The 26,286-nt window shown below is 63.5% G+C and carries 27 protein-coding genes; 18 read left to right on the top strand and 9 right to left on the bottom strand.

Translation table 11 applies throughout. From position 1 onward, the window contains the following. Positions 1–77: 77 nt before the first annotated feature. From BUA05_RS05655 to BUA05_RS05675, 5 genes are all read left to right on the top strand, one after another. Positions 78–416, top strand: a complete 339-nt coding sequence (locus tag BUA05_RS05655; protein WP_178139146.1) for a PilZ domain-containing protein — start codon at positions 78–80, stop codon at positions 414–416. 81 nt (positions 417–497) lie between these two features. Beyond that, positions 498–1,799, top strand: coding sequence for an MFS transporter (locus BUA05_RS05660; RefSeq protein WP_245790099.1), 1,302 nt, complete (start codon positions 498–500; stop codon positions 1,797–1,799). Between the two features lie 14 nt (positions 1,800–1,813). After that, on the top strand, positions 1,814–2,734 hold the full coding sequence (gene cysK / locus BUA05_RS05665; protein WP_072673683.1) for a cysteine synthase A: 921 nt from the start codon (positions 1,814–1,816) through the stop codon (positions 2,732–2,734). Continuing rightward, positions 2,731–3,435 (top strand): dienelactone hydrolase family protein, encoded by a 705-nt coding sequence (locus tag BUA05_RS05670; protein ID WP_072673684.1) that lies wholly within the window; start codon positions 2,731–2,733, stop codon positions 3,433–3,435. The genes cysK and BUA05_RS05670 overlap by 4 nt, the downstream gene beginning before the upstream one ends. Before the next feature lie 122 nt (positions 3,436–3,557). Then, positions 3,558–3,989 (top strand): hypothetical protein, encoded by a 432-nt coding sequence (locus tag BUA05_RS05675; protein ID WP_072673685.1) that lies wholly within the window; start codon positions 3,558–3,560, stop codon positions 3,987–3,989. Positions 3,990–3,992: 3 nt separating this feature from the next. On the opposite strand, the gene BUA05_RS05680 is transcribed toward BUA05_RS05675, so the two are convergent. Continuing rightward, the gene (locus tag BUA05_RS05680; protein WP_086616521.1) at positions 3,993–5,264 is read right to left on the bottom strand and encodes a M20/M25/M40 family metallo-hydrolase; all 1,272 of its coding nucleotides are present in this window, start codon (positions 5,262–5,264) and stop codon (positions 3,993–3,995) included. A 199-nt stretch (positions 5,265–5,463) separates the two neighbouring features. On the opposite strand from BUA05_RS05680, the gene BUA05_RS05685 reads away from it, so the two are divergent. After that, positions 5,464–6,969 (top strand): M20/M25/M40 family metallo-hydrolase, encoded by a 1,506-nt coding sequence (locus BUA05_RS05685; RefSeq protein WP_072673686.1) that lies wholly within the window; start codon positions 5,464–5,466, stop codon positions 6,967–6,969. Positions 6,970–7,067: 98 nt separating this feature from the next. Here BUA05_RS05685 and BUA05_RS05690 read toward each other — a convergent pair whose 3' ends face one another. The 4 genes from BUA05_RS05690 to BUA05_RS05705 all read right to left on the bottom strand — a co-directional run bounded on the left by BUA05_RS05690 (position 7,068) and on the right by BUA05_RS05705 (position 10,955). Further along, a complete protein-coding gene (locus BUA05_RS05690; RefSeq protein WP_072673687.1) occupies positions 7,068–8,873 on the bottom strand; it encodes an acyl-CoA dehydrogenase C-terminal domain-containing protein in 1,806 nt (601 codons plus the stop codon). Between the two features lie 57 nt (positions 8,874–8,930). Next, the gene (locus tag BUA05_RS05695) at positions 8,931–9,395 is read right to left on the bottom strand and encodes a MerR family transcriptional regulator (protein WP_084662487.1); all 465 of its coding nucleotides are present in this window, start codon (positions 9,393–9,395) and stop codon (positions 8,931–8,933) included. A 31-nt stretch (positions 9,396–9,426) separates the two neighbouring features. Then, the gene (gene hisI, locus BUA05_RS05700; RefSeq protein ID WP_072673689.1) at positions 9,427–9,822 is read right to left on the bottom strand and encodes a phosphoribosyl-AMP cyclohydrolase; all 396 of its coding nucleotides are present in this window, start codon (positions 9,820–9,822) and stop codon (positions 9,427–9,429) included. A 371-nt stretch (positions 9,823–10,193) separates the two neighbouring features. Further along, positions 10,194–10,955 (bottom strand): ComF family protein, encoded by a 762-nt coding sequence (locus BUA05_RS05705; RefSeq protein WP_072673690.1) that lies wholly within the window; start codon positions 10,953–10,955, stop codon positions 10,194–10,196. A 54-nt stretch (positions 10,956–11,009) separates the two neighbouring features. On the opposite strand from BUA05_RS05705, the gene BUA05_RS05710 reads away from it, so the two are divergent. Then, a complete protein-coding gene (locus BUA05_RS05710; protein WP_072673691.1) occupies positions 11,010–11,774 on the top strand; it encodes a methyltransferase domain-containing protein in 765 nt (254 codons plus the stop codon). Here the strand turns inward: BUA05_RS05710 and ppdK are convergent. From ppdK to BUA05_RS05725, 3 genes are all read right to left on the bottom strand, one after another. After that, positions 11,771–14,434, bottom strand: a complete 2,664-nt coding sequence (gene ppdK, locus BUA05_RS05715; protein WP_425429514.1) for a pyruvate, phosphate dikinase — start codon at positions 14,432–14,434, stop codon at positions 11,771–11,773. The two genes, BUA05_RS05710 and ppdK, sit on opposite strands and share 4 nt — an antisense overlap. Positions 14,435–14,564: 130 nt before the next feature. Next, positions 14,565–16,970 carry a glycine--tRNA ligase subunit beta gene (gene glyS / locus BUA05_RS05720; protein WP_072673693.1) on the bottom strand — a complete coding sequence of 802 codons (2,406 nt, stop codon included), beginning with the start codon at positions 16,968–16,970 and terminating at the stop codon, positions 14,565–14,567. After that, positions 16,970–17,899: a glycine--tRNA ligase subunit alpha gene (locus BUA05_RS05725; protein ID WP_072673694.1), complete on the bottom strand. Its 930-nt coding sequence runs from the start codon at positions 17,897–17,899 to the stop codon at positions 16,970–16,972. Before BUA05_RS05725 ends, glyS begins: the two co-directional genes overlap by 1 nt. A 334-nt stretch (positions 17,900–18,233) precedes the next feature. Here BUA05_RS05725 and BUA05_RS05730 point away from each other — a divergent pair, with 334 nt between their 5' ends. From BUA05_RS05730 to ychF, 11 genes are all read left to right on the top strand, one after another. Further along, complete coding sequence (locus tag BUA05_RS05730) at positions 18,234–18,434, top strand: helix-turn-helix transcriptional regulator (RefSeq protein ID WP_072673695.1); 201 nt, start codon at positions 18,234–18,236, stop codon at positions 18,432–18,434. Then, on the top strand, positions 18,431–18,883 hold the full coding sequence (locus tag BUA05_RS05735; protein WP_072673696.1) for a hypothetical protein: 453 nt from the start codon (positions 18,431–18,433) through the stop codon (positions 18,881–18,883). Before BUA05_RS05730 ends, BUA05_RS05735 begins: the two co-directional genes overlap by 4 nt. A 74-nt stretch (positions 18,884–18,957) precedes the next feature. Then, entirely contained in the window at positions 18,958–19,872 is a 915-nt protein-coding gene (locus BUA05_RS05740) for a TraB/GumN family protein (RefSeq protein ID WP_072673697.1), read from the top strand. A gap of 16 nt (positions 19,873–19,888) precedes the next feature. Further along, on the top strand, positions 19,889–20,827 hold the full coding sequence (locus tag BUA05_RS05745; protein ID WP_084662488.1) for a TraB/GumN family protein: 939 nt from the start codon (positions 19,889–19,891) through the stop codon (positions 20,825–20,827). 136 nt (positions 20,828–20,963) lie between these two features. Further along, the gene (locus BUA05_RS05750) at positions 20,964–21,596 is read left to right on the top strand and encodes a 50S ribosomal protein L25/general stress protein Ctc (protein ID WP_072673698.1); all 633 of its coding nucleotides are present in this window, start codon (positions 20,964–20,966) and stop codon (positions 21,594–21,596) included. Positions 21,597–21,691: 95 nt separating this feature from the next. Then, positions 21,692–22,270, top strand: a complete 579-nt coding sequence (gene pth, locus BUA05_RS05755) for an aminoacyl-tRNA hydrolase (RefSeq protein WP_072673699.1) — start codon at positions 21,692–21,694, stop codon at positions 22,268–22,270. After that, positions 22,267–22,689, top strand: a complete 423-nt coding sequence (locus BUA05_RS05760; protein ID WP_072673700.1) for a DUF1330 domain-containing protein — start codon at positions 22,267–22,269, stop codon at positions 22,687–22,689. Before pth ends, BUA05_RS05760 begins: the two co-directional genes overlap by 4 nt. Before the next feature lie 2 nt (positions 22,690–22,691). Continuing rightward, complete coding sequence (locus BUA05_RS05765) at positions 22,692–23,204, top strand: hypothetical protein (RefSeq protein WP_072673701.1); 513 nt, start codon at positions 22,692–22,694, stop codon at positions 23,202–23,204. Continuing rightward, positions 23,201–23,707 carry an AAA family ATPase gene (locus BUA05_RS05770; protein ID WP_072673702.1) on the top strand — a complete coding sequence of 169 codons (507 nt, stop codon included), beginning with the start codon at positions 23,201–23,203 and terminating at the stop codon, positions 23,705–23,707. The genes BUA05_RS05765 and BUA05_RS05770 overlap by 4 nt, the downstream gene beginning before the upstream one ends. Before the next feature lie 27 nt (positions 23,708–23,734). Next, on the top strand, positions 23,735–24,736 hold the full coding sequence (locus BUA05_RS05775) for an SDR family oxidoreductase (RefSeq protein WP_072673703.1): 1,002 nt from the start codon (positions 23,735–23,737) through the stop codon (positions 24,734–24,736). A 68-nt stretch (positions 24,737–24,804) separates the two neighbouring features. Next, positions 24,805–25,905, top strand: coding sequence for a redox-regulated ATPase YchF (gene ychF, locus BUA05_RS05780; RefSeq protein WP_072673704.1), 1,101 nt, complete (start codon positions 24,805–24,807; stop codon positions 25,903–25,905). Positions 25,906–25,982: 77 nt separating this feature from the next. On the opposite strand, the gene BUA05_RS05785 is transcribed toward ychF, so the two are convergent. Continuing rightward, positions 25,983–26,286: transposase (locus BUA05_RS05785; protein ID WP_178139147.1), on the bottom strand; the 304-nt coding region annotated here is incomplete at its 5' end.

Consider the following 26,286-nt stretch of genomic DNA (forward strand, 5'->3'; position numbering starts at 1 on the left):
GCGGCCTTTACCAATTCTAAGCCTTTCTCCGGCAATTCCCGTAGCGGACCTGATTGCACAACGGAGGAATCGCAGGGGTGGCAGGCGGAGCGAATCTTAGCGTTACCGATATGCGCCGCGCCGCGCGGCACCCGGTCGATTACCCCGTGATCGTCGAACATTTCGAACATGGCGACCTGAAACTGCACGTCTGCAACCTGTCCGCCCACGGTTTCATGATCGATGACCTGCATCACCTTGTCCGCGGTGATCGCATCATCATCCGCCTGCCGATTGTCGGGCGGATCGAGGCCTATGTGATCTGGACCCGCGATTCGCGGGCGGGGTTTCAGTTCGAACGGATCATCCGGCTCGATGATTTCATCGCCATTATCGACGAACTCCAGCCCAACCCGCGCCTGCGTCGCTCACGCTGAGCGCGCGCTCAATCGCTATCCCGAACACCCTGCAATAGGCCAGCCTTGCAATCGTCAAGTTTCGCTGGCTTGGCAGCGTTGATGCACCCTGCCATGGGCGGCGGCGTGAGCGAACCTGCCAACCATCCTTTCCGGGTCCACAATTTCCGCTGCTACTGGGCAAGCCGTCTTGCGCTTACCCTTGGCCAGTATGCGATGCTGTTGATCATTGGCTGGCAGGCTTACAATCTGGCGCGCGATTCGGGGCAGAGCGTTGCCGAGGCATCCGGAAGCCTCGCCCTCATCGGCCTGTTCCAGTTTCTGCCGCTATTCGTGCTGACGCCCTTTTCCGGGCTGGCGGCTGATCGCTATGATCGCAGGCGGCTCGCCCAGTTGACGGTGATGCTGCAATTCGTCTGCGCAATGGTGCTGGCCTGGACCACGGCCAAGGGCATGACGAGCATCACGGTGCTTTATGCCGTGGCCGGCGTGCTGGGTGTTGCCCGCGGCTTTGCCGGGCCCTCAATGTCCGCGCTGGCCCCCAATCTGGTGCCCCATGCCATCCTTCCCACGGCCATCGCGCTATCCTCCATCGCGTGGCAGGTCGGGATGATTGCCGGCCCGGCGATTGGCGGCCTCGCCTATCGCGCCGCGCCTGCCCTGCCTTATGCCATTGCTGCCGGATTGTTTGCTGCCGCCCTGGTTGGTCTTGGCCTGATCGGGCAGGTGCCGCAACCGCCGCTGCGCAAGGACGTGCGCCCGATCGGTCAGGTGCTTGACGGGTTGTCCTATATTCTGCGCAACAAGATGGTGCTGGGCGCGATCACGCTTGATCTGTTCGCGGTGTTCCTTGCGGGCGCGACCGCGCTGTTCCCGGTCTATGCCCGTGACATCCTCCAGAGCGGCGAGGTCGGGCTGTCGCTGCTCGCTGCAGCGCCGGGGGTCGGCGCTGTGGTGACAGCCTTGTGGTTCTCGTGGCGGCCGATCAAGACCAATGTCGGCCCCAAGATGCTCGCATCGGTGGCAATCTTCGGGGTGGCAACCATCATCTTCGGCCTGTCGACATCGATGCCGATCAGTCTTGCGATGCTGTTCATTGTCGGGGCGGCGGACATGTTCAGTGTCTATATCCGCCAGTCCCTGATCCAGCTTCACACCCCCGATGACAAGCGCGGGCGGGTGTCTTCGGTCAGCCTGCTGAGCATCAGCGCCTCGAACGAGGGCGGCGATTTCTTCTCCGGCAGCCTGGCCTTTTTCATCGGCCCCGTCGCAGCAGTGGTTGCAGGCGGCGCAGGCGCGATTGTAACAATGCTGCTGTGGAGCCGCATCTTTCCCGTCTTGCGAACGACGAAGACGTTCGATCCGCCGCCTGACGTGCTACAAGCGGAACAACACAAAGAATAATCAGGAGGCCTGACATGAAAGCCGACTCCATTCTCGCCACCATCGGCGGAACCCCGCATATCCGCCTCGCGCGGATGTTCCCCGACCACGAGGTCTGGGTGAAATCGGAACGCGCCAATCCGGGTGGTTCGATCAAGGACCGCATTGCGCTGGCCATGGTCGAGGATGCGGAAAACCGCGGCGCGCTCCTGCCCGGCGGCACGATTGTCGAACCCACCAGTGGGAACACAGGGATCGGCCTCGCCATGGTGGCGGCGGTCAAGGGTTACAGGCTGGTGCTGGTGATGCCCGAATCAATGTCGATCGAGCGCCGCCGGTTGATGCTGGCCTATGGTGCAAGCTTTGACCTGACCCCGCGCGAAAAGGGCATGAAAGGCGCGATCGAGCGTGCCGCCGAACTGGTCGAGCAGACGCCGGGTGCATGGATGCCGAGCCAGTTCGACAACGGTGCCAACCCTGCCATCCATGCCCGCACCACCGCGCAGGAAATCATCGCCGATTTCGCCGACGCACCGATCGACTTGATGATCACCGGGGTCGGCACCGGCGGCCATCTGACAGGGTGCGCAGAGGAACTGAAAAAGCACTGGCCCGCGATGAAGGCCTATGGCGTCGAGCCGGAACTCTCGCCGGTCATCAATGGCGGCCAGCCCGGCCCGCACCCGATCCAGGGCATTGGCGCGGGTTTCATTCCCGGCAACCTGCACACCGCAGCCATCGATGGCGCGATCACCGTGGGCGCGGAAGAGGCCAAGGACATGGCCCGCCGCGCTGCCTGCGAGGAAGGAATGCTGGTGGGGATTTCATCAGGCGCAACCCTCGCCGCCATCGCCAGCAAGCTGTCCGAACTGGCCACCGGGTCGCGCGTGATGGGCTTCAATTACGATACCGGCGAGCGCTATCTTTCGGTGCCGGACTTCCTGCCGGTCGAATGAGCCTCGAACAGCTTGCCTATCGCGATGGCGATGTCGCGCTGACCGGCTGGCTGGCGCGGCCTTCCGGCCCTGCGCGTGCGGCAGTCGTAGTGTTCCCGACCTTCATGAACACCACCCCCGGCGTCGAGGCCAAGGCACTGGCGCTGGCCGAGGCGGGATGTGTCGCGCTGGTTGCAGACTTCTACGGCCCCGAAACGCCGCATGATGCGCAAGCCGCCCTTGCCGCGATGCAGCGACTGCGCGCCAATCCTCTGGCGATGCGCACAAGGCTGCGGGCCAGCCTGACCGCGCTCACGCACGTCGCGCCGGATCTGCCCCGGATTGCCGTCGGCTTCTGTCTCGGCGGAATGGCGGTGCTGGAACTGGCCCGCGACGGTGCCGGGCTGGCGCTGGCGGCGAGCTTCCACGGCCTGCTGGCCACGCCCTTGCCCGCGACGGCGCCGATCACTCCGCGCATCCTCATTTGCCACGGCGATGCCGATTCGCTGGTGCCGCGCAGCGATGTGATCGCCTTGTGGGAAGAGATGGACCGGGTGGGTGCGGACTGGCAGTTCATGTCCTTTGCCGGGGTCGAGCATGGTTTCACCAATCCGCTTACCCCTAGGCGCACGCCCAATCCGGCTTTCCACCCCCTCGCCGACCGTCAATCATGGACGGCATTGATGGGCCTGATCGACGAAGCGGCGCCACTGGCTGCGTGACCGCCTGCCGTCTCTCCGTCGCGGCTGGCTGATGGCGGCGTAAACCTATTCCTTAACCGGAACGCGCTATGGCCACGGCAGAACTACGAGGCGCTCGCTAGAGTGCGCGGGAAACGGCGGTCATGAAATTCATCAAGCTCGAATCGCGTGGTGGCAATTACCTTGTCGTGGCCGAGAACGTGGCGTGGCTGCGCACTGCCGAGAACGGCCAGACCAGCGTCGGCATCATCGGCGGGCAACCGCTGCTGGTGGTCGGCACGGTCGAAGAAGTTGCCGAGAAGATCCTGACGGCATCCAGCTCCGAGGAGCAGCCCGTCGCCGCCCCGCCGCCCGCGCCTGCCCCCGTGCCTGAACATGCGCCTGAGCCTGCACCTGCCCCGGCACCGGAACCCGTGCGCGAGGTTGAGATCGAAAAAGCGGTCGAGAAGCCACCCGCCGAACGTCCGCGACCCATCGCCGTCAAAACCGGCATGACTTTGTCAGAGCGCCTCGCGGCCGGCGGGCCTCCAAGGGTCAAGGCCGGGAGCCAGCGCTTCATGGGCGGGCTTGAATAGGCCTCACCGCAGCTCCGCCCCGGTCTGCGCCAGAATGATCGCGAAGCCGACCGACATACCGGCTACGAATCGTTCACGCGGAATGTTGAGGTATTCATCAAGGCTGTGCGAACGCCCGCCGCCAGCACCGCTGCCAATGGTCAGCGCCGGGATACCGAGGCTCATGGGAATGTTCGAATCGGTCGAGGAATCGTCGATCCGCGCCTTGAAGCCTGCGGCCCGCGAAGCCGCGAGCGCGGTCTGCACCAAGGCGTGATCGGCGGGCGTCGAACCCGCCGGTCGGTCACCGATGAGTTGCGGTTCCAGCGTGATCGTCCCGGCCCTGACCGAGCGTGCGGCATTTTCGCCTGCCACCGCCGCTTCGGCTGCGGCCAGCACTGCCTGTTCAAGCCGTATCAGCTCCGCCGGATCGCCTGAACGCATATCCAGATCGAGCAGGATTTCGTCAGGGATCGAATTGACCGAGGTGCCGCCGCTGACAAGGCTCGCGGCATAGGTGGTCTTGGGTTCGGACGGCACTTCGATGGCATAGATCCCGCGCACCGTCTCGGCCATTGCCGCCATCGGATTGACGATCCCGAAAGCACCGTAGCTATGTCCGCCCGGCCCTTTGAATGCGAGCCGGTAACGCCGCGATCCGACCGCCGCATGCACGATCCGGGCGGCATCGGCACCGTCGATCGACAGGAAAGCGCCGATCCGGTCCTTGTAAGCCCCGCTGGTGAACAGGTGGCGCACGCCGCGCAGGTCGCCGGCCCCTTCCTCGCCCACCGTGCCGACAAACAGGATGGGCTGCCGGGTCGAAATGTCATTCGCCTCCAGCAACCGCGCCCATGCGAGGATCGAGGCAAGGCCAAGACTGTCATCGGCGATTCCCGGCGCCAGCAAGCGGTCGCCATCGCGGGTCACTGTGATCGGCGTGCCTTCCGGAAACACCGTGTCGAGATGGGCCGAGACCACGAATACCGGCACATCCTCCCGCCCGGGCCTCAGCGCGATCACATTGCCTTCGGCATCAATGGTGACATCGGCCAGCCCCGCATCGCGCAGCATCTGGGCGAACAGCGCAGCGCGCTTGTCCTCCTTGAACGGTGGTGCCGGGGTTTCGGTGATGCGGACAAGGTCGGCGATCACCTGATCATACTGGTCTGCCAGCTGCGTCTGGAGCGCTGGGGGCAATTGTCCCGCCAACACCTCATCGGCGCGCGCCGGGGCAAATGGCAGCGCTGCGGCCATCACCATTGCCGCCGTGAATGCGAAGAAGTGCCGTATCATTATCCCCGTCTCTCCCTTGCGCCAGCCGTCCGGCGTGAACCACCGGAACAGGCTGCTTGCCGACATGCTATGGCAGTTTGCACCGCTTGCGCAATCGCCAGATGCAACGGCGCCTTGGCAGATGCCCCCTACCGAAAGGCGTTGCCAAAGCGTGGCCGGTCGTTACCTAATCACGTATCGGACAGGAGAGAAGAACCCTATGACACGCGGTTTGGCAGGTTTGGGCATGGCGGCGGCGATTGCGCTGGCGGCGGCACCGGTTGCGGCGGAAACGCCCGATCGCGCGCAGATTACCGGCATGGTCGAACAACATCACGATGCGACGATCAAGGCCTTGCAGGACTGGATCGCCCTGCCCACCATCGCCGCCGAAAAGCGCGGCACGCCCGAGGGCGCGGAATACATGAAGCAGCTCGCGCTCGATTCCGGCTTCCAGCAGGCGAAGATCATCCCGACCGATGGCGTGCCGGCCGTCTTTGCAACGCTGGATGCGGGTGCACCGACCACAATCGGCATCTATTTCATGTATGATGTGAAGCAGTTCGATCCGGCGGAATGGGATTCGCCCCCGCTTGAAGGCAGGCTGGTGGAGCGGCCCGGCGAAGGGGTCGCAATCTACGGACGCGGCGCGGTCAACCAGAAGGGCCCGCAAATGGCCTTCCTTGCCGCGCTCAAGGCGATTCAGGCGAGCGGGCGCAAGCTGCCGGTCAACATCGTGCTGGTGGCCGAGGGCGAGGAGGAAGTCGCCTCGACCCATTTCGATCAGGTCGTGGCCGTGTCCGAAGTGCAGGCTGCGCTGGCAAAGACCATCGGCGTGTTCATTCCCAGCGCCGCACAAAGCAAGGATGGCAGCGCCAATATCACTTTGGGGGCCAAGGGCGCGGTCGAATTTCAGCTGGTGGTGGGCGGGGAAACCTCCGACAAATATCCCAAATCCGACATTCACTCATCCAACCATGCCCGCATCGAGAACCCGGCATGGCGGCTGGTCAAGGCGCTCGATACGCTGGTTGCCGATGACGGGCACACGCCCGCGATCGACGGCTGGTTTGAAAATGTCCGCCCGCTGACCGAGCGGCAGAAGATGCTGATCGCCGAAAGCGTAAAGCTCAACCCCGAGGCCCAGCAAAAGGCATCACTGGGGATCGGACGCTGGATCGACGACGAGGCTTACCTCACCAGTCTGGAACGGTTCTTCTCGCAGCCCACCGTCAATATCCAGGGGCTGGTCGCAGGCTATACCGGACCCGGCGGCAAGACCGTTTTGCCGGGCCGAGCCGAGGCCAAGCTCGAATTCCGTCTGGTTCCGGCAATGACCAAGGACGAGGCGGTATCGAAGCTCAAGGCGCATCTGGCCAAGCGCGGGTTCGATGATGTCGAGGTCACGATTTCCGGCGGCTACGGCCCTAACGAAACCGAAGAGGACGCCGTGCTGATCCGCGCGCAGAAGCGGTTGTTCGACGAACACGGCATCCCCTATTCGATCCGCCCGCGCAACGCGGGCAGCTGGCCGGGGGTCATCTTCAACGGGCCGCCGCTCAATCTGCCCGCTTCGCAATTCGGCCTGAGCCGCGGCGGCGGGGCCCATGCGCCCAACGAATGGTTCCTGATCGAAAGCAGCAACCCGAAGGTGAATGGTCTGGACGAGGCAACCATGGCCTATGTCGATTATCTCTATGTCGTGGCCGAGGAGGCGCAGAAATAACGGGACACTGGCGCGCGGCGGCGCGGCATTGACACAGCAACGGGCCGCCCTGCCTGAAGCGGGGCGGCCCGTCGGTTTTTCTGTTGCTGCAGGGGCGATCAGGCCGCCGTGGCAAAGGCCTCCTCCGGCAGCTTCATCATGTTTTCGCTGCCCGCTTCCAGCTTGCGCCGCAGCGCACCGGCATCGGGCAGGAAGCGCTCGGCATAATAGCCTGCCGAAACCAGCTTGGCTTCATAGAACGCCTTGTCCGCCGGCTCATCCGCCAGCTTGCCCAGCGCGACCTTGGCCATCTTCAGCCAGAAGAAGCCCAGCGTCACGATCCCCATGATGTGCATGTAGTGATGCGCGCCTGCGCCCAGATGGTTGGGGTTGGCCATCGCGTTCTGCATGAACCACATGGTCGCCGCCTTCTGTTCGCCGAGCGCCTTTTCAAGCCGTTCGGCCATATCTTTCAATTCGGCAACCTGCTTGGCGGCGGCGATTTCCTCGTCGATCATGGCGAAGAAGGCCTGGATCGCCTTGCCGCCGTTCGCGGCCAGCTTGCGGCCGCACAGGTCCATCGCCTGCACGCCATTGGCGCCTTCGTAGATCATCGCGATCCGGCTATCGCGCACGAACTGCTCCATGCCCCATTCGCGCACATAGCCGTGCCCGCCGTAAACCTGCTGCATGTTGTTGGCGATGTCATAGCCCTTGTCGGTGCCATATCCCTTGATAACCGGGGTCATCAGCCCGATCAGCAGATCGGCCTGATCGCGTTCTTCCTGCGTCTGCGCCTTGTGGGTCAGATCAACCTGCAATGCGCCCCACAGGCACAGCGCCCGCATGGATTCTGTAAACACCTTAGCATCCATCAGCATCCGGCGCACGTCCGGGTGGACGAAGATCGGATCGGCCTTGGTTTCCGGCTCGGCCGGGCCGGTCAGCGCGCGGCCCTGACGGCGATCGAGCGCATAGGTGACAGCGTTCTGATAGGCGACTTCGGCCTGAGCATAGCCCTGAATGCCGACCCCGAGGCGCGCGGCGTTCATCATGATGAACATTGCCGCCAGACCCTTGTTCTCCTCGCCCACCAGATAACCGGTCGCACCGTCATAGTTGAGCAGGCAGGTGGCGTTGCCGTGAATGCCCATCTTCTTTTCGATGGAACCGCAGGTGACGCCGTTGCGCGCTGCCGGTTCGCCGTTGTCGTCGAGGATGAACTTGGGCACGATGAACAGCGAAATGCCCTTGGTCGAATCCGGCGCGCCCGGAGTCTTGGCCAGCACCAGATGGATGATGTTGCTGGTAAGGTCATGCTCGCCGGCGGAGATGAAGATCTTGGTGCCCGTGATCGCATAGGAACCATCGCCGTTCGGCACGGCCTTGGTGCGGATCATGCCGAGATCGGTGCCGCAATGCGGTTCCGTCAGGTTCATGGTGCCCGACCATTCGCCCGAGATCATCTTGGGCACATACATCGCCTTCTGCTCGTCCGAGCCCTTGGCTAGGATCGCGGAGATCGCACCGGCAGTAAGACCGGGATACATGGCAAATGCCTGATTGGCGGTGCCGGAAAATTCCTCGACTGCAAAGCCCAGCACATGGGGCAACCCTTGCCCGCCGAATTCCTCCGGCTGGGCAAGCGTGCCCCAGCCGCTTTCGACATAGGCCTGATAGGCCTGCTTGAAGCCCGGCGGGGTGGTGACGCTGCCATCATCATGCCGGGTGCAGCCATGCTCGTCCCCGGCCTGGTTGATCGGCGCAAGCACCTCGGCGCAAAACTTGCCCGCTTCGTTGATGACCGTTTCGATCATGTCGGGGGTGGCGTTTTCAAAACCCGGCAGATTGCCGTAGCTGGGGAGATCCAGCACTTCGCTGACAATAAAGCGCGTGTCGCGGGTCGGGGCGGTATAGGTCGGCATCACGGAATCCCTTCGGTGAATGTGAACGGATATAACTGGCTGAGACAGCGGCGCGGTTCAGCCGAGGTCGAGTTTCTCGATCTCGGCGACGAAATCGGTCAGTTCCTTGATGGAAGAATCAATATCATCGCGCTGGGCCTTGAGCTTGGCCACGTGCGCACGGCATTTCTCAATCGTGACGCGGCGCTGTTCAACGCGGCCGTCGTCAAGATCGTAAAGGTCGATCATCTCGCGGATTTCGGTCAGGCTGAAGCCGACATTCTTGGCCCGCATGATCCATGCAAGCCGCGCGCGATCACGTTTCGAATAGACCCGGGTCAGACCGACGCGTGCCGGATTGATCAGTCCTTCGTCCTCGTAAAAACGCAAGGCACGAGCGGTACAGCCGAATTCCGAAGTGAGATCCGAAATGGTGAACTGTTCGCGCGCGTGAATATCTGGGCGATCGAGATGGGCACCATTGCGGCGCGGTTCGGCCTCGGCGGCCATCGAAGCGGAATTCTGTGCAGGAGCAGTAGCCATGCAACACCCCTACCTTACCTTTACGTGAGCGTCAAGTCTTGACCTTTACGAGAACAGACCCGGACCCGCCGCTCTCGATCCGTCGATAGAAACAACTGGGCGCACCGGTATGGCAGGTCGGCCCGGCAGGCTGCGCGCGAATCACCACCGCATCCTGATCGCAATCGACCAGCACCTCCTCGACGTTGAGGAAATTGCCCGAGGTCTCCCCCTTCAGCCACAGCGACTGGCGTGAGCGCGACCAGAAATGCACCTTGCCACTGGCCAGAGTCGCATCGAGCGCCTCAAGGTTCATGTGCGCCACCACCAGCACTTCACCAGACCGTGCATCGACGACGACCGCAGTCAGCAGTCCACTGGCGTCAAACTTGGGAGCGAACCGCGAACCCTGCTCGCGCTCTTGAGAGGTCAGAGACTGGTCAGCCATAAAATCTCCAGCAAATCGGCAACGCCAGCAGAGTGCCAGCAAAGGCATCATCACGAAACGCCGCGCTCATGCTTCGATTGTTGCACGTTCACAACAGAAGCCTGCAAAAAGCTGCGGATGCGGAGGTTTGCTCTTCCGCCTTCTGCGACAGAGTGGAACATAGTTGCACGGACCTTGCAAAGGGTTCTCCACCGATTACCGGCATCGCCCGATGCCTGGTTCAGGGGGCGATCGGGCCGCAGACTGGCAGCGGGGTGCCAGCGCGACCGATTGAACGATGAGGGACAGGATCCCGATGGCCAAGCTAGGGGGTTGGCCGTCACCGCCCGCAAGGGGGGATCCGAACCGTTTCGTCACGCGGCGCCCGAGGCTCAAAAGGCCTCGGGCGTTTCGTTTTCGGGACGCAGGCCGCGTCGTGATGGTCCTGTCCAAACATCCCTGATCGTTGCAGCCTCGTCGACCCGCGCAAAACAGGCCACGGCAATGCTGCGCGCACCCGCTCCGCCCAAAGCTGCGATGCAGGCGCGCGTGGTTGCGCCGCTGGTAAACACATCATCGACCAGCACGACAGCGCGCCCGGCAATGACGCTGGCTCTTTTGGGATTGACCGCAATCGCTCCTGCCAGCGCCCGCTCGCGCGCCTCGCGGCCCAACCCGCCAAGACTGGGCGTGCGTCTTTGGCGCATCAGCGCATCGACCAGCACCTCGCCCTTCCCCAGCCTTGCGAGCTCATGCGCCAACAACGCCGCCTGATTGAACCCGCGCTGCCACAAGCGCCAGCGATGGAGCGGGACCGGCACCAGCAGGGGTTTGCGATCAGCCTGCGCTGGGTCAGGCAATCGCGCCGCCATCAGCCGCGCCAGCAGCCCGGCAAGCGTGATCTTGCCGCCATGCTTGTAAGCCAGCACAAGCCGGCGCGAGGCATCATTATAATAGGTTGCCGCGTGGACGGCCACGCCGCCGTGTTCCTCGCAACCGGCAATCCCTCGCGCGGGAATATCGAGCAAGCTCCAGCAGTCACCGCACAGCCCTTCCTGAGCGGCGATTGCTCCCCCGCACAAAGGACAACGTGGCGGATAGACCAGATCGACGACCGGCCTCAGACCCACGGCAAGTTGCGACCCCCACCTCATGCGCGCAGGTGTGCACCTCTTGCGTCGCGCACGCAAGCGCGGCAGGGGGCGGAGATGACCGAACAGAGCGTGCCAAGGATTTTCTCTCGCAGTCGCGTCAAGTCGCGGATCTTGCGGCAGAACCTTCGCGCGGCCATGCCTTGCGCCCAGCAGTTCATCTGGCAGGATATCTGCGACGACACAGCCGAACGCATTGCCTTTGTAAAGCACGAGCCAAAGCGCCGCTTGGTGCTGGGCATGTGCCACGATCCGCTCCGCGCGATGCTGGATCATTGCAACGGGGATTTTTCTGACGGGGCCGACTGGAATATCGAGGAGCCCTTTCCCCAAGGGGGCTACGATCTGATTGCCGTGGTCGGCCTGCTCGATGCCGTCAATGATCTGCCCGGCGCGCTCATCCATATCCGCAATGGCCTGGTGCCGGGCGGTCTTGCAATTGCCAGTTTCGTTGGCGGAGCAAGCCTGCCGCGCCTGCGTGCGGCAATGCTGTCGGCCGATGGCGATCGCCCGGCCGCGCGCATTCACCCGATGGTCGATCCCCGCGCCGTGCCGCAATTGCTCCAGCGCGCAGGGTGGAAGGATCCGGTGGTCGACACCCACACCCTGACCGTGCGTTATTCCTCGCTCGACCAGCTTGTGTCCGACCTGCGCGACCATGGCCTGACCGGCGCCCTTTCGAATGCCGGCCCGCCGTTGGGCAAGGCCGCACTGGAGCGTGCGCGGGCAGCGTTCGGCAGTCAGGCCGATGCGGACGGCAAAACGGCCGAAACCTTCGAGATCATCACCCTGACCGGGCGCAGATCCCTCTCCGGAACCTAGGCTTTGAGCGCTGCTTGCGCCGCTGCAAGCCGCGCAATCGGCACCCGGTAGGGCGAGGCGCTGACATAATCGAGGCCCACGCTTTCGCAGAACGCAATGCTCGCCGGATCGCCGCCATGTTCGCCGCAGATGCCCAGCTTGATGTCGGGCCGGGTCGCCCTGCCCCGCTGTGCCGCCAGTTCGACCAGCTGGCCGACGCCCTCGATATCGAGGCTGACGAAGGGATCGCGCGGGAAGATGCCCTTGTCGACATAGACGCTGAGGAACCGCGCCGCATCGTCGCGTGATACGCCCAGAGTGGTCTGGGTCAGGTCATTGGTGCCGAAGGAGAAGAATTCGCCCTCCTCGGCGATTTCCCCCGCCATCAGGGCCGCCCGCGGCAGTTCGATCATCGTGCCGACAAGGTATTCCACCCGTGTGCCGACCTCGGCGAACACCGCTTCGGCCACCCGATCAACCAGTGCCCGCAGGATCGCAAGTTCGCGCTTGGTGGCCACCAGCGGGATCATGATTTCCGGCAACGGCGCCTCGCCGCTGGTCTGCTTGACCGTGCACACCGCCTCGAAAATGGCGCGCGCCTGCATTTCGTAGATTTCGGGGAAGGTGATCCCCAACCGACAGCCGCGATGGCCCAGCATCGGGTTGAATTCGTGCAGCTCGCCCGCGCGCCGCTTGAGGTGATCGACCCCCAGTCCGGTCGCATCGGCCAGCTCGGCAAAATCCTCGTCGGCGTGGGGCAGGAATTCGTGCAGCGGCGGATCGAGCAGCCGGATTGTGCAGGGCAGGCCCGCCATAACCTCGAAAATCGCGGTGAAATCGGCGCGCTGTTCGGGCAGCAGTTGTTCCAGCGCCCGTCTGCGCCCGGCTTCGTCGTCAGCGAGAATCATCTGCCGAACCAGGCTGATACGCGATGCTTCGAAGAACATGTGTTCGGTGCGGCACAGCCCGATGCCTTCTGCGCCAAACTGTCGCGCCATGCGGCAATCATCCGGCGTTTCGGCATTGGTGCGCACCTTCATCCGGCGCAGCTTGTCGGCCCACACCATCAGCGTGCCGAAATCGCCCGCCAGCTCCGGCTCGACCGTGGGGACGATACCGAGCATCACCTGCCCGGTCGCCCCGTCGAGGGTGATGGAATCGCCCTCCTTCAATTCGGTCGTACCGATCCTGAGCGCTCGCGTGACGCGGTCGATCGACACAGCCCCAGCGCCCGACACGCAAGGGCGCCCCATGCCGCGCGCCACGACCGCCGCATGACTGGTCATCCCGCCGCGCGCGGTCAGAATACCCTGCGCCGCGTGCATCCCGTGGATGTCCTCCGGCGAGGTTTCGACCCGCACCAGAATCACCTTTTCCCCGCGCCCGGCCCATTGCTCTGCCGTGTCGGCATCGAGCACGATCTTGCCTGCTGCTGCCCCCGGCGAGGCTGGCAGACCGGTGGTCAGCACATTGCGCTCCGCCTTGGGATCAAGCGTTGGGTGGAGCAGCTGGTCGAGCGCCATCGGATCGACCCGCCGCACCGCCTCGCGTTCATCGATCAGGCCTTCCTCGACCATGTCGACCGCCATCTTGAGCGCGGCCTTGGCGGTGCGCTTGCCCGAACGGGTTTGCAACATCCACAGCTTGCCGCGTTCTACCGTGAATTCAATATCCTGCATGTCCTTGTAATGAAGTTCCAGCAGGTCGAACACGCGCGCCAACTCAGCGTACGCGTCAGGCAGCGCCTCTTCCATTGAAAGCGGCTTTGCCCCGGCGGCCTCACGCGCGGCCTTGGTCAGATATTGCGGCGTGCGGATCCCCGCCACCACATCCTCACCCTGCGCATTGATGAGGTATTCGCCGTAATAGGCGCGGTTGCCGGTGGCCGGATCGCGGGTGAAGGCGACCCCGGTGGCGCTGGTTTCACCCATGTTGCCGAACACCATGGCCTGCACATTGACCGCGGTGCCCCAGTCGCCCGGAATGTCGTTCAACCGGCGATAGACCTTGGCCCGGTCCGAATCCCAGCTGTCGAACACGGCGCGGATCGCGCCCCACAATTGTTCGTGCACATCCTGCGGAAACGGACGATCAAGCTCTTCCTCGACGATGCCCTTGAACTGGCTGACCAGCGCCTGCCAATCTTCGGATGTCATCTCGGTATCATTATAGAAGCCCTTGTCTTCCTTTGCGATTTCGAGCGCTTCTTCGAACAGTCCGTGATCCAGACCCAGCACCACATCGGAATACATCTGGATGAAACGGCGGTACGAATCCCAGGCGAACCGCGCATCGCCGGATGATTGCGCCAGCCCCTGCACCGTCGCATCATTCAGCCCGAGGTTGAGCACGGTGTCCATCATCCCCGGCATCGAAACCCGCGCGCCTGACCGCACCGACACCAGCAGCGGATCACCCGCATCGCCAAAATTCTTGCCCACGGTTGCCTCGACATGGGTCAGCGCCTCTGCCACCGCAGTTCGCAAGCCTTCGGAAAAGTCTGCCCCATCACGCAGATACGCCACACATTCTTCGGTCGTGATGGTGAAGCCCGGCGGCACCGGCAGGCCGATGCTGGCCATTTCGGCAAGGTTTGCGCCCTTGCCGCCGGCCACGGTCTTGTCCTTCTGGCGCGGGTCGGAGTGGTCGGCTTTGCCCCCGAAGACGTAGACGGTTTTCATTGTCATGGCAGTTCCCGCAGGCGTGGCAAAGTGTACAAAAGCGACACCGTGTCGCTTTCACAATGGACGCCGCCCCATTGATTCAAAACGCTTTTCACAAAAGCGACGAACTGCGGGGCGGCGCGAAAATTCATCCTTCGATCCGGCTGAAATCGGCGACGCGGTGCACCGCATCGCGAAAAGCGGCCAGCAGGGCAAGGCGGCTGGTGCGCTTATCCGCCTCTTGAGCGTTGACGGTCACCTCTTCAAAGAACCGGTCGATGGGCGCGCGCAAGGTGGCCAGCGCAGCCATCGCGTCGGCGAACCGCTCAGCCTCCACCGCTTCGGCAGCCCGAGGCGCAGCTACGGCGAGCGCATCGATCAGCGCCTTTTCGGCGGCTTCGGGCGTGTAGGAAAGGGGCGGCACAGCGCTGGCCCGCAGCGCGGCCTGCTCGGCGACGATATCGGCCATGCCGGGATCATCGACCTGCGCCAGCGGGTCTTCCTCGCCGGTTACCGGGATGCGGGTCGCCTCGGCCGCGCTCCAGCCTTCCTTCTTGAGGATATTGGCCGCGCGCTTGTAGCCCGCGAGGAGGTTGGTGCCGTCTTCGGTGGTGACGAAGGCTTGCAACGCATGGACGCGGGCGAGCAGGCGGACGAGATCATCCTCCCCGCCGAGCGCAAACACCGCGTCGATCAGGTCGTGGCGGACGCCTGCTTCGCGCTGCTGGACCTTGAGGCGGTCGAACAGAAAGATCACCATCTCTTGCAGGCGCGCTGCGTTCTCTCGATCTCGTTGGATGACTTTTGGAGGAGCAGTAGGATCGGCAACAACATCTCTTTTGGGGAAGGCAGCCTTCAATAAGGAGATAGCCCCTTCTGGCCCCGAGAGCAGTGGGAAGACGTCCTTGATCGTTGAAAGCTTTTGATCGTGCTCACGATAATAGATGTAATCCAGCACCCCGAAGGACGCTTTCATTAGCGTCGCCGCCATCGACATATTCAACGAGTTTCGGATCACGAGAGAGATAATTGCAATGCCGGCGCGCCGAAGAGCGAATGGATCTTTCGATCCGGTTGGCTTCTCGTCGATGAGGAAAAAGCCCGCCAGCGTATCCAGCTTATCCGCCAGCGAAACCGCCACCGTCACCGGCGCAGTCGGCACTTCGTCGCCCTGCCCGACCGGCTTGTAGTGATCGCGGATCGCGTCCGACACTTCCTGCGGCAGGCCCTCCTTCGCGGCATAATAACCGCCCATCAGGCCCTGCAACTCGGGGAATTCGCCGACCATCTCGGTGACGAGATCGGCCTTGCACAGCCGCGCGGCCTGTTCGGCCATGTCGGCCAACACTCCTTTCGTCATGCCAGCGGAAGCTGGCATCTCGGACGATAGCGCGTCGCCGCCCGAGACCCCAGCTTTCGCTGGGGTGACGATATCGGATTCAACCAACCACCGCGCCAGCTTCGCCACCCGCTCGACCTTGTCGGCGACCGTGCCGAGCTTTTCGTGGAAGGTGATGCGCGCCAGCTTCTCGGCATGGACGGCCAAAGGCGTCTTCTGGTCCTGCTCCCAGAAAAACCGCGCATCCGAAAGCCGCGCGGCGAGCACCTTGCGGTTGCCGTCCACCACCACTGCCGGATCGCGCGGCGCGATGTTCGCCGTGCAGACGAAGGCGTTGGCAAGTTTGCCGTCAGCCCCTTCGCACACGAAATACTTCTGGTTCACCCGCGCGGTCAGCTGGATGACTTCGGGCGGCACGTCGAGAAACGCCTCGTCGAAGCGGCCGAGCAGCGGCACGGGCCATTCGGTCAACCCGGCGTTCTCGACCACCAGCCCTTCGTCGGCGACCAGCGTCAGGCCCGCGTCAGCCGCAGCCCGTGCCGCGCCTTCGCGGATGAGGGCCGCGCGCTCCTCGTGATCGACGATCACATGGGCGGCGCGCAGGCTTGCGGCGTAGTCATCCGCGCTGGCGATGCTGATCGCGCCCGAGGAATGGAAGCGGTGGCCAAAGGTCTCGCGGCCCGAGGAAATGCCGTCCACTTCGCAGGGCACGACTTCGCCATCGAGCAGCGCGACAATGCCCGAAAGCGGGCGCACCCAGCGTGAGGATTCGGTCGCAATCGAGGCCGCACCCCAGCGCATCGACTTGGGCCATGAAAAGTCGCGGATGATCGCCGGGATCGCTGCGGCGAGGACATCGGCCATCGCCCGGCCCGGCTGATCGATCACCGCAAACCAGGTCATCCGACCCTTCACGTCGCGCAAGGTCAACTGCTCGCGGGTCACGCCGTTCTTACGGCAGAAGCCGTCGATCGCCGCATCGGGTGCGCCTTCGGGCGGGCCCTTGGCTTCCTCGCTTACCGCCTCGGTTGCCAGCGGCAGGTCGCGTGCGATCAGCGCAAGGCGGCGCGGGGTTGACCAGATGGTGAGTTCGCCTGGCCCAACGCCTGCGGCATCCAGTTCGCGCCGGAACAGCTTTTCCAGTTCCGCGCGCGCTCCGGCTTGCATCCGGGCGGGGATTTCCTCGCAGAGCAGTTCGAGCAGGAAGTCGGCCATCAGACGAGACTCCACCCCGGATATTTCGCCTGCCATTCGGGCGCCATCTTCTCGGCATAGGCCTCGCAGGACGAGCGGGCGAGGTCGCGCACCCGGCCCATATAGCTGGTTCGTTCCTGCACCGAAATCACGCCGCGCGCCTGCAACAGGTTGAACACGTGGCTGGCTTCCACCGCCTGTTCATAGGCCGCAATCGGCACGCCAGCGGAAAGGGCATTGCGGCACTCGGCCTCGGCCTTGGCAAAGAGATCAAACAGCGCGCCTGTTTCGGCGACCTCGAAGTTCCACTTCGACATCTGGCGCTCGTTTTCGAGGAACACGTCGCCATAGGAAACGCCCGCCGTGTTGAAGGCGAGGTCGTACACATTGTCGACGCCCTGAATATACATCGCGAGGCGTTCCAGCCCGTAGGTGAGCTCGCCCGCCACCGGCTTGCAGTCGAAGCCGCCCATCTGCTGGAAATAGGTGAACTGGGTGACTTCCATCCCGTCGCACCAGACCTCCCAGCCCAGCCCCCAGGCGCCGAGCGTGGGCGATTCCCAGTCATCCTCGACAAAGCGGATGTCATGCGCCAGCGGATCGATGCCGATCGCGGCGAGGCTTTTGAGGTAGAGTGCCTGAATGTCGGGCGGCGATGGCTTCAGGATCACCTGATACTGGTAGTAATGCTGGAGCCGGTTGGGGTTTTCGCCATAGCGCCCGTCGGTCGGGCGGCGGCAGGGCTGGACGAAGGCCGCATTCCACGGCTCCGGCCCCAGCGCGCGCAGCGTGGTTGCGGTGTGGAACGTGCCCGCCCCCATGCGCATGTCATAGGGCTGGAGGATGACACAGCCCTGCGCGCTCCAGAAGTCGTGGAGCGTCAGGATCATGTCCTGAAACGAGCGCGCCGGATCGCGCGGCGCAGGGGCAAAGGCAAGGTCGGCACTCATGGCGGCTCGCCATGGCCGAACGCCCCGAAAGCGTCAATGCCGCAGCGCAGCAAGACGGGGAGCAAGTCGCCGCTGGTCAGGCTCTAGTGACATAAAGTCAGGGTATCTTGACATAGTCAGCGAATCGCGACATATAGTCAGGGAAACCTGACATCAGGTTCAATCCAACCCATCAATCGGTTCTACCGATCAAATTGCGAGACTGTTTCGATGTTCAATTACGACAAACCCGTCTGTGTTAAACAATGGCAGCTGTTTGCGATGCTTGCCATGACAGGCTTCGCCATCGGCACCATCGCTGCAAAATTGGCCAACGCGCTGGGGGTGTGATCGCGTGAAGAACCGTCTCAAAGTGCTGCGCGCCGAACGCGACTGGAGCCAGGCCGAACTGGCCGGGCGGCTCGATGTCTCGCGTCAGGCGGTCAACGCCATCGAGACCGGCAAGCACGATCCCTCCCTCCCCCTCGCCTTCCGCATCGCCCGCCTGTTCGACATGACCATCGAAGACATCTTCGACGACGGAGAAAGTGCATGATCTTCGCCAGCAAGACCCCTCTCGGCCCCGGCGAGGCGCGCAGCATCAAGCGCCGCCGACGCTATGTCATCTACCTTGCCTTCAGCAGCGTTGTCGGGATGATTGCAGGCTTTGCCGCCGGGTATTTCGATCACGGCGACGGCAATCTGCTGGCTGGCGATTGGGACCTGCTGCGCCTGCCGCCTGCGCTCTCCGTCCTGATCGCCATCATGTTGCTGGCCGGTTTTCTCGCCATTCCGCTCTATGGTTTTCGCCTCGCCGATGATTACCAGCGCGAACATGGTCTGGTCAGCTACGCCGGCGGCTTCCTCGCGGTCATGGCCGGGTTCCCGACCTGGACGGCGCTTCACGCGGGCGGTTTCGTGCCGCCGCCCCATGCCTTCGGAATTTTCGCGATCGGCTTTGTCTCGATGAGCCTGTCCTATCTCTACGCCCGCTGGCGGCTCTGATTTCCCTTGTGCCAGCCCCCTTGTTCAACCACCCACTTTCACCCACACCCTCTGACAGTCCAAAGGGATCCACGATGAAACTTGCCAATCTGCTTGCCCTGACCGCCGCGCCGCTGGTGCTGTTCGCCGCCAGCCCCGCGCTGGCCGATAATCAAGCCGCGCCGGAAACGGCCGCCCAAACCGCTGCCAGCAGCGGCCCGGCGCTGTGGAAGGTCGCGGACGAGGACACCACCATCTACCTGTTCGGCACCGTCCACGTGCTGCCCGAGGGGATTGACTGGTATGATGCGACCATCGCCGATGCGCTGACCGGGTCGGACATGATCGTCACCGAAATCCCGATGGACAAGGCAAGCGAGGCCGAGCTCCAGCAGCTCACCATGAGCAAGGGCATGCTGGCGCCCGGCACCACCCTGCGTTCGCTGCTGACCCCGGAACAGGCCACCAGCTACGAGGCCGCTCTGGCCAAGATTGGTGCGCCGCCGGCCGCGTTCGATCCGTTCAAGCCCTGGCTTGCGGGCCTCACCTTGTCGCTGTTGCCACTTATGCAGCAGGGCTATGATCCCAGCGCAGGCGTGGAAAAGGTGCTGCTGTCCAAGGTTGGCGACAAGCCGCAAGGCGCGCTGGAAACGGCCGAATTCCAGCTTGGTATCTTTGATTCCATGACCACCGAAGCCCAGGTCGCCTTCATGATGGACGCGGTCGATGGCATGGACGAGGTCAAGTCGATGCTCGACCGGATGGTGGCCGAATGGGCCAAGGGCGATGCAGACGAGCTGGCGGCCATGATGAACGAGAGCATGAGCGATCCGGCGGTCGCCGAAGCCCTGCTCTACAGCCGCAACGCCAACTGGGCCGAGTGGATCGATGTGCGGCTCGATGAACCCGGCACCGTGTTCATTGCGGTCGGGGCAGGCCATCTTGCCGGCAGCAAGAGCGTGCAGGCCTACCTGACCGAACGCGGCATCACCACAGACCGGATCAAGTAAGCGGGATCGCCGGGCAATGATCGCATTTGTGGAGGGCCGGATCGGGAAGGCAGCACGAACCGCTTTCGCGGCGGTCCTGCCCGCCTTACTGGCCCTCGCCCTGGCTCTCGCCCTCGCCGGTTGCGGCACAGCTCCCGGCGAGGAGGCGGCTGGCCCCCCGCCAAGACCGCTGCTGTATGAAATCGCTAGCGCCGATGGCGCGGTGGAGGGCTGGATGCTCGGCACCATCCACGCCCTTCCCCCCGGCACCGACTGGCAGACCCCGCAAATCACGCGGGTCACCGACATGGCCGATCTGCTGGTGGTCGAGATTGCCGCGCTCGATGATCGCAAGGCCATGGCCGCCACCTTTGCCGAGCTTGCAACCACGCCCGGCCTTCCCCCGCTTGCCAACCGTTTGCCGCCCGACCTGCGCCCGGCGCTTGCCGATCTGCTCGCACGCGGCGACATGGCCCCCGGCAAATTCGGCTCCACCGAAACCTGGGCCGCGGCGCTGATGCTGGCGCAGATCGATGCCGAGGGTGATCCCGAACATGGTGTTGATCGCGCATTGATCCGCGCCTTTCCCCGCGACAGGGTGATCGAGCTCGAAGGCACACGCCGGCAGCTTGGCATTTTTGACCGCCTGCCTGAAATCCAGCAGCGCAATCTGGTGGCCGCCGTGCTGGCCGAAACCAGCGCAGCGGACCGTGACCGGGCCGCATTGCGCCGCGCGTGGCTGGCCGGGGACGAGGCGGCTCTGATTGACGCCACCCGCACCGGCATCATGGCCGACGCCGACCTGCGCGAGACGCTGCTGGCGGCCCGCAACCGCCGCTGGGACGAACGGATCGCCGCGCTGCTTGACCAGCCCCGGCGTCCGCTGGTGGCGGTCGGCACGGCCCATCTTGTCGGCCCGGATGGCCTTGTCGCCATGCTGGAGGCCCGCGGTTACCGCGTCACCCGCCTGCGTTGACGGCTGGCGGCTGTCCGGCAAGGCCATTGCCAAACCGCACGTCTGTCTCTAAGAGCCCGCGCTTCGGCGCTCTGGTCATCCCTGGAGGCGGCGCGCCGGATGGACTGATTTCAACACGCATTCGAAAGGCACAGCCATGAGCGAAGCTCTTACTCTGCCGGCCGAAGCGCGCGAACGGGCTGGCAAGGGAGCCTCCCGAGCACTTCGCCGCGATGGTCGGACTCCCGCCGTGATTTACGGCGGCAAGGAAGAACCCACGATGATCCACGTCGAGCAGAAGGAACTCATCAAGCAATTGATGACCGGTCACTTCATGAACTCGATTGTCAACATCACGATCGGCGGCAAGACCATCCGCACCCTGCCCAAGGACGTGGCGTTTCATCCGGTTACCGACCGTCCGACCCATGCCGATTTCCTGCGCCTGACGGGCGATTCCAAGGTCGAAGTGCAGGTGCCGGTGGTGTTCATCAACGAAGCTGCCTCGTCCGGCCTGAAGAAGGGCGGCGTGCTCAACATCGTGCGTCACGAGCTTGACCTGATCTGCCCGAATGACAGCATCCCGAGCGAGATCGAAATCGATGTCACCGGCAAGGATGTGGGCGATGCGATCCACATCAGCGAAGTGACCCTGCCCAGGGGTGTGGAAAGCGCGATTACCGATCGTGATTTCACCATCGCCACGCTGGTTGCTCCCTCCGCGCTCAAGAAGAGCGAAGGCGCAGCGGCCTCCGAAGCGACCGAAGAGGCTGCGAGCGAGGAAGACTGATTTTCCCGCATTGATGCTTGCAATCCGGACGCCGGGCTTCTCAGGGGAAGTCCGGCGTCTTTCGTTTGGCCTGCAACACCGCTAGGGGCGCGCTTATGCAGATCTGGGTCGGCCTTGGAAATCCCGGACCGCGCTATGCGCTCCACCGGCACAATGTCGGCTTCATGGCCGTGGACGTCATCGCCGAAATGCATGGCTTTGGCCCGGAACAGAAGAAGTTCCAGGGCTGGGTCCGCGAAGGGCGGATCGGCACGCAGAAAGTGCTGCTGCTGAAGCCCGCTACCTTCATGAACGAAAGCGGCCGCGCCGTGGGTGAGGCGCTGCGGTTCTACAAGCTGGGCACGGACGCGCTGACGGTGTTCCATGACGAGCTTGATCTGGCCCCTTTCAAGGTCAAGGTGAAGCAGGGCGGCGGCCATGCCGGGCATAATGGCCTGCGATCCATCGATCAGCATATGGGCCCGGACTTTCGCCGCATTCGGCTCGGTATCGGCCATCCGGGGCACAAGGACCGCGTCACCGCCCATGTGCTTGGCAACTATGCCAAGGCCGAGGAAGATGATCTCGCGGCCATGCTCGGTGCGATTGGCGCAGAGGCCGAATGGCTCGCCAAGGGTGATGACGTGCGCTTCATGAATGACGTGGCGCTAAGGATGCAGGATATGAACCCATGACCACAGATCTCGCATTTCTTGAGGTAAGCCCAGAGCAGGGTGCGGCCTTTTTCGGGTCGCCAGACGAAGGGCCGGTGATCATGCTCAACCTGCTTCGGTTCAGCAAGCGAGCCGATTACTCACACGCTCCAGATCTCGAGCCGGTTGGCGGCACGACCGGGCGTGATGCCTATGCCCGTTACATGCGCGAAATGCGTCCGCTGCTTGAAGCAAGCGGCGGCGAGGTGCTATTTTCGGGGACAAGCGGCCACTTCCTGATCGGCCCGCAAGACGAGACATGGGATCACGTCCTGCTGGTGCGACAGGCGAGCAAGGCGGCGTTTCTCGCCTTCGCCAGCGACCCCGAAAGCCAGCGCATCACCGCCCATCGAACTGCTGCGATTTGCGATTCCCGGCTGCTGCCGATCCGTATGGACTGACCATGCCTGCGGGGCCGATCATCATCCGGCAGCGATGGTGGGGGCATTTGGTGGTGTTGTTCTGCCTGCCGATTGTCGCCACCCTTGGTGTGGTGTTCGGTTCGGCGGGCATCGGGCTGTTTGGCGAAGCTGGCGGCTGGTGGAAGGGGCTATTCCTGATCGCTGGCGCGGTATTCATGCTGTTCGTCGTGGTATTCCTGCTCAATAACCTCTTCACCTTCCGGCTCGAAATTGACGCTCGCGGCCTGCGGATGGTCGGCAATTTCTGGACCCATGACCTTGCCTGGCAAGAAATCACGCGGACCGAAAAAAGCCACAATAATCGCGCGCCTGGCTATCACGTTCACGTCATGGTCGACGGCTCACGCTATCCGCGCCGCCACTGGAGCAATCTGTGGTTTGCGGGCTATGGGATCCCCTCGCTGATGGAAAAGGGCGCGACTGACCTTGCTGCCTATCTCAAGCGCAAACGGCGCGATGCGCTGAGGCCTCAACGGGCGGCGGCGGGGCAATGAAGCGCGTCATCATCATCGGCCCTTGCGGTTCGGGCAAAAGCACCCTCGCCCGTGAACTCGCGCCGCGGATGGGCCTGCCGCTGGTTCACATGGACCAGCTGGGCTGGCAGGCGGGATGGGTAGAAACAGAGAAGGCCGAACTCCGCGCGCGCCTTGCTGATGCGGTGGCGCAGGATCAATGGCTGATCGAGGGCAATTACGGCAGCACGCTGGCACCGCGCCTCGAACGGGCGGATATTGTGATCTATCTCGATTTCCCGATCCGCCTGTGCCTGTGGCGGTTGATCCGCCGGATTGCGCGCCATCGCGGTCAACCACGCCCTGACATGCCCGAAGGGTGCCCGGAACGCTTTGACCTCGGCTTTTTCTGGTACGTGATGAACTGGAACACCGGCCCGCGCGTCCGCACCGAAAGGGCCATCGCGCCGTGGGCCGACAAGGTAGTGCGGCTTTCCAGCCCCCGCGCCCTTGCAGAATGGCGCAAAGCCAATAGGCTTGGCTGACAGCATCCAGCCAAGGACAATCACCGCATGAACCTCGACCGCCGCACGCTCCTCGCCGGAGCCGGAGCCGCCGCCACCGCCTCGCTGCTCACTGCCGCCCGGACATCCGCGGCTGAGCCGGTCTATACGTCCGACCTCAACTTTGCGGGCAAGAGCGTGCTGATTACTGGCTGTTCTTCAGGCTTCGGGCGGCTGACAGCAGAGTTGCTGGCACGACAAGGTGCGCGGGTATTTGCCACCATGCGCAACCTGCCCCGTCCCGAGGCGGACGAATTGCGCGCCCTCGCCGTCGCGGAAAGCCTTGATCTGCATGTCATCGCCATCGACGTTACTGCAGACGATCAGATTGCTGCCGGGGTGGCCGAGGCCGAACAGATCAATGGCGGACCGATTGATGTGTTGGTCAACAATGCTGGCATCGGCATCACTTCACCGGTCGAAGTGCAGGATATGGAAGCCACCCGGTTGATCTTTGAAACCAATGTCTTTGGCCCCCACCGCATGGCCCGCGCGGTGCTGCCGGGGATGCGGGCCAAGGGCGCCGGGCAGATCATCCAGATTTCCAGCCAGCTTGGGCGTGTGATCGTGCCCTATTCAGGGCATTATTCGGCCACCAAATTTGCGTTGGAGGCGATGAGCGAGCAGCTGGCCTATGAACTGGTGCCGCATAAAATCGATGTCAGCATCATCGAACCGGGCGGTTATCCCACCAAGGTGTGGGTCAACCGCAATGCCTATTCGGGCGAGCTGAAGGACCGGGCCGAGGCGGTGCATACCGAAGGCTATCCGCAACAGGTGGCTCGTATGGGGATGGAGGACGGCTCTGGCCGCAGCGCCGATCCGGCGGATGTAGCGCGCGCCATTGGCGGTCTGATCGCCCAGCCCCCCGGCACCCGCCCGCTGCGCCTGCCCGTGGCTGCGGGCAACAAGCCGCAGGTCCCGATCAACGAGGTAACGGCACAGGTGCAGACCGCGTGGCTCGGCAATTCACCCTACGGCCCGCTGATCCGCGGGGTGCACGGACGGTGAGGCTCTAGCCAGCGCCCGGCCCGCCCGCTAAGGGCCAGCGCTTTCCAGTTAGCCAAGAGATAATCATCATGGGTTTCCGTTGCGGGATCGTCGGCCTGCCCAACGTGGGCAAGTCCACTCTGTTCAATGCGCTCACCGAGACGCAGGCGGCGCAGGCGGCGAATTATCCGTTCTGCACGATCGAGCCGAACGTCGGCCAGGTCGCGGTGCCGGATGAACGCCTGCAAAAAATCGCCGCCATCGCGAAAAGCGCCAAGGTGATCGAAACCCAGCTTGGCTTTGTCGATATCGCCGGCCTCGTGAAGGGCGCGAGCAAGGGCGAGGGCCTTGGCAACCAGTTCCTCGGCAATATCCGCGAGGTTGATGCCGTGGTCCACGTGCTGCGCTGCTTTGAAGATGACGATATCCAGCACGTCGCCAACAAGGTCGATCCCATCGCCGACGCCGAAGTGGTCGAGACAGAATTGATGCTGTCCGATCTTGAAAGCCTCGAAAAGCGCGTGCCTGCCGCTGCGAAGCGCGGGGCGACCGGCGACAAGGAGGCCAAGGCGATGGCCAGCGTGCTGGGCCAGGCGCTCAAATTGCTGCGCGAAGGCAAGCCTGCACGCCTGACCGTGCCGGGCGATGAGGAGGAAGAACGGCTGTTCAAACAGGCCCAATTGCTCACCGCCAAGCCGGTGCTTTACGTCTGCAATGTCGCGGAGGAAGAGGCCGCAAGCGGCAACGCCCTATCTGCCAAGGTGTTTGAAAAAGCCGCTGCCGAGGGCGCCGAGGCGGTGGTCGTCTCCGCCGCGATCGAAGCTGAACTGGTGGCGATGCCGATGGAAGACCGGGGCGAATTCCTCGAAGCCTTGGGCCTCACCGAAAGCGGTCTGGCCCGTGTGATCCGCGCCGGATACAAGCTCTTGGGCCTGAAAACCTTCTTCACCGCCGGCCCCAAGGAATCGCGGGCATGGACCTTCCCCGATGGCGCCAAAGCCCCGCAGGCAGCAGGCGAAATCCACACCGATTTCGAACGCGGCTTCATCCGCGCCGAAACCATCGCCTATGATGATTACATCGCACTGGGCGGCGAAGCGGGCGCGAAGGAAGCCGGCAAGCTGCGGCAGGAAGGCAAGGAATACGTGGTGCAGGACGGGGACGTGCTGTTGTTCAAGTTCAACGTCTGAGGGGGCGCGACACTGCCCCCACTCACCGCGTCACCCCGGACTTGATCCGAGGTCGGGCTTATACCAACCTGTATAGATCATGACCCATGTGCCCAGTTGCGGCGGCCGATGGTCATGATGCGCCAAGGCTGGTCGATGAGCTTGTTCCAGGCCTCGCAGCAGTGGTCGACGATGTTGTCGTAGGACTTGAAGACCCTGTTCGATAGCCAGTTGTCGCGCATGAACTGCCATATGTTCTCGACCGGGTTGAGCTCGGGGCACTTGGCGGGCAGCGCGATTATGCTGATGTTGCCGGGGATCTCAAGCTTGCCGGTGGTGTGCCATCCGGCCTGATCCATCAGCACGACCGCGTGAGCCCCGGGCGCGACAGCGAGCGATATC

Origin of the sequence: Erythrobacter sanguineus (assembly GCF_900143235.1) — a bacterium.
In the GTDB taxonomy this organism is placed as follows: domain Bacteria; phylum Pseudomonadota; class Alphaproteobacteria; order Sphingomonadales; family Sphingomonadaceae; genus Erythrobacter; species Erythrobacter sanguineus.

Bases quoted from the DNA above. Each gene is read 5' to 3' on its own strand.
- BUA05_RS05660 (WP_245790099.1), top strand. From the start codon at position 498: ATGCACCCTGCCATGGGCGGCGGCGTGAGCGAACCTGCCAACCATCCT.
- cysK (WP_072673683.1), top strand. From the start codon at position 1,814: ATGAAAGCCGACTCCATTCTCGCCACCATCGGCGGAACCCCGCATATC.
- BUA05_RS05670 (WP_072673684.1), top strand. From the start codon at position 2,731: ATGAGCCTCGAACAGCTTGCCTATCGCGATGGCGATGTCGCGCTGACC.
- BUA05_RS05675 (WP_072673685.1), top strand. From the start codon at position 3,558: ATGAAATTCATCAAGCTCGAATCGCGTGGTGGCAATTACCTTGTCGTG.
- BUA05_RS05680 (WP_086616521.1), bottom strand. From the start codon at position 5,264: ATGATACGGCACTTCTTCGCATTCACGGCGGCAATGGTGATGGCCGCA.
- BUA05_RS05685 (WP_072673686.1), top strand. From the start codon at position 5,464: ATGACACGCGGTTTGGCAGGTTTGGGCATGGCGGCGGCGATTGCGCTG.
- BUA05_RS05690 (WP_072673687.1), bottom strand. From the start codon at position 8,873: ATGCCGACCTATACCGCCCCGACCCGCGACACGCGCTTTATTGTCAGC.
- BUA05_RS05695 (WP_084662487.1), bottom strand. From the start codon at position 9,395: ATGGCTACTGCTCCTGCACAGAATTCCGCTTCGATGGCCGCCGAGGCC.
- hisI (WP_072673689.1), bottom strand. From the start codon at position 9,822: ATGGCTGACCAGTCTCTGACCTCTCAAGAGCGCGAGCAGGGTTCGCGG.
- BUA05_RS05705 (WP_072673690.1), bottom strand. From the start codon at position 10,955: ATGAGGTGGGGGTCGCAACTTGCCGTGGGTCTGAGGCCGGTCGTCGAT.
- BUA05_RS05710 (WP_072673691.1), top strand. From the start codon at position 11,010: ATGACCGAACAGAGCGTGCCAAGGATTTTCTCTCGCAGTCGCGTCAAG.
- ppdK (WP_425429514.1), bottom strand. From the start codon at position 14,434: ATGAAAACCGTCTACGTCTTCGGGGGCAAAGCCGACCACTCCGACCCG.
- glyS (WP_072673693.1), bottom strand. From the start codon at position 16,970: ATGGCCGACTTCCTGCTCGAACTGCTCTGCGAGGAAATCCCCGCCCGG.
- BUA05_RS05725 (WP_072673694.1), bottom strand. From the start codon at position 17,899: ATGAGTGCCGACCTTGCCTTTGCCCCTGCGCCGCGCGATCCGGCGCGC.
- BUA05_RS05735 (WP_072673696.1), top strand. From the start codon at position 18,431: ATGATCTTCGCCAGCAAGACCCCTCTCGGCCCCGGCGAGGCGCGCAGC.
- BUA05_RS05740 (WP_072673697.1), top strand. From the start codon at position 18,958: ATGAAACTTGCCAATCTGCTTGCCCTGACCGCCGCGCCGCTGGTGCTG.
- BUA05_RS05745 (WP_084662488.1), top strand. From the start codon at position 19,889: ATGATCGCATTTGTGGAGGGCCGGATCGGGAAGGCAGCACGAACCGCT.
- BUA05_RS05750 (WP_072673698.1), top strand. From the start codon at position 20,964: ATGAGCGAAGCTCTTACTCTGCCGGCCGAAGCGCGCGAACGGGCTGGC.
- pth (WP_072673699.1), top strand. From the start codon at position 21,692: ATGCAGATCTGGGTCGGCCTTGGAAATCCCGGACCGCGCTATGCGCTC.
- BUA05_RS05760 (WP_072673700.1), top strand. From the start codon at position 22,267: ATGACCACAGATCTCGCATTTCTTGAGGTAAGCCCAGAGCAGGGTGCG.
- BUA05_RS05765 (WP_072673701.1), top strand. From the start codon at position 22,692: ATGCCTGCGGGGCCGATCATCATCCGGCAGCGATGGTGGGGGCATTTG.
- BUA05_RS05770 (WP_072673702.1), top strand. From the start codon at position 23,201: ATGAAGCGCGTCATCATCATCGGCCCTTGCGGTTCGGGCAAAAGCACC.
- BUA05_RS05775 (WP_072673703.1), top strand. From the start codon at position 23,735: ATGAACCTCGACCGCCGCACGCTCCTCGCCGGAGCCGGAGCCGCCGCC.
- ychF (WP_072673704.1), top strand. From the start codon at position 24,805: ATGGGTTTCCGTTGCGGGATCGTCGGCCTGCCCAACGTGGGCAAGTCC.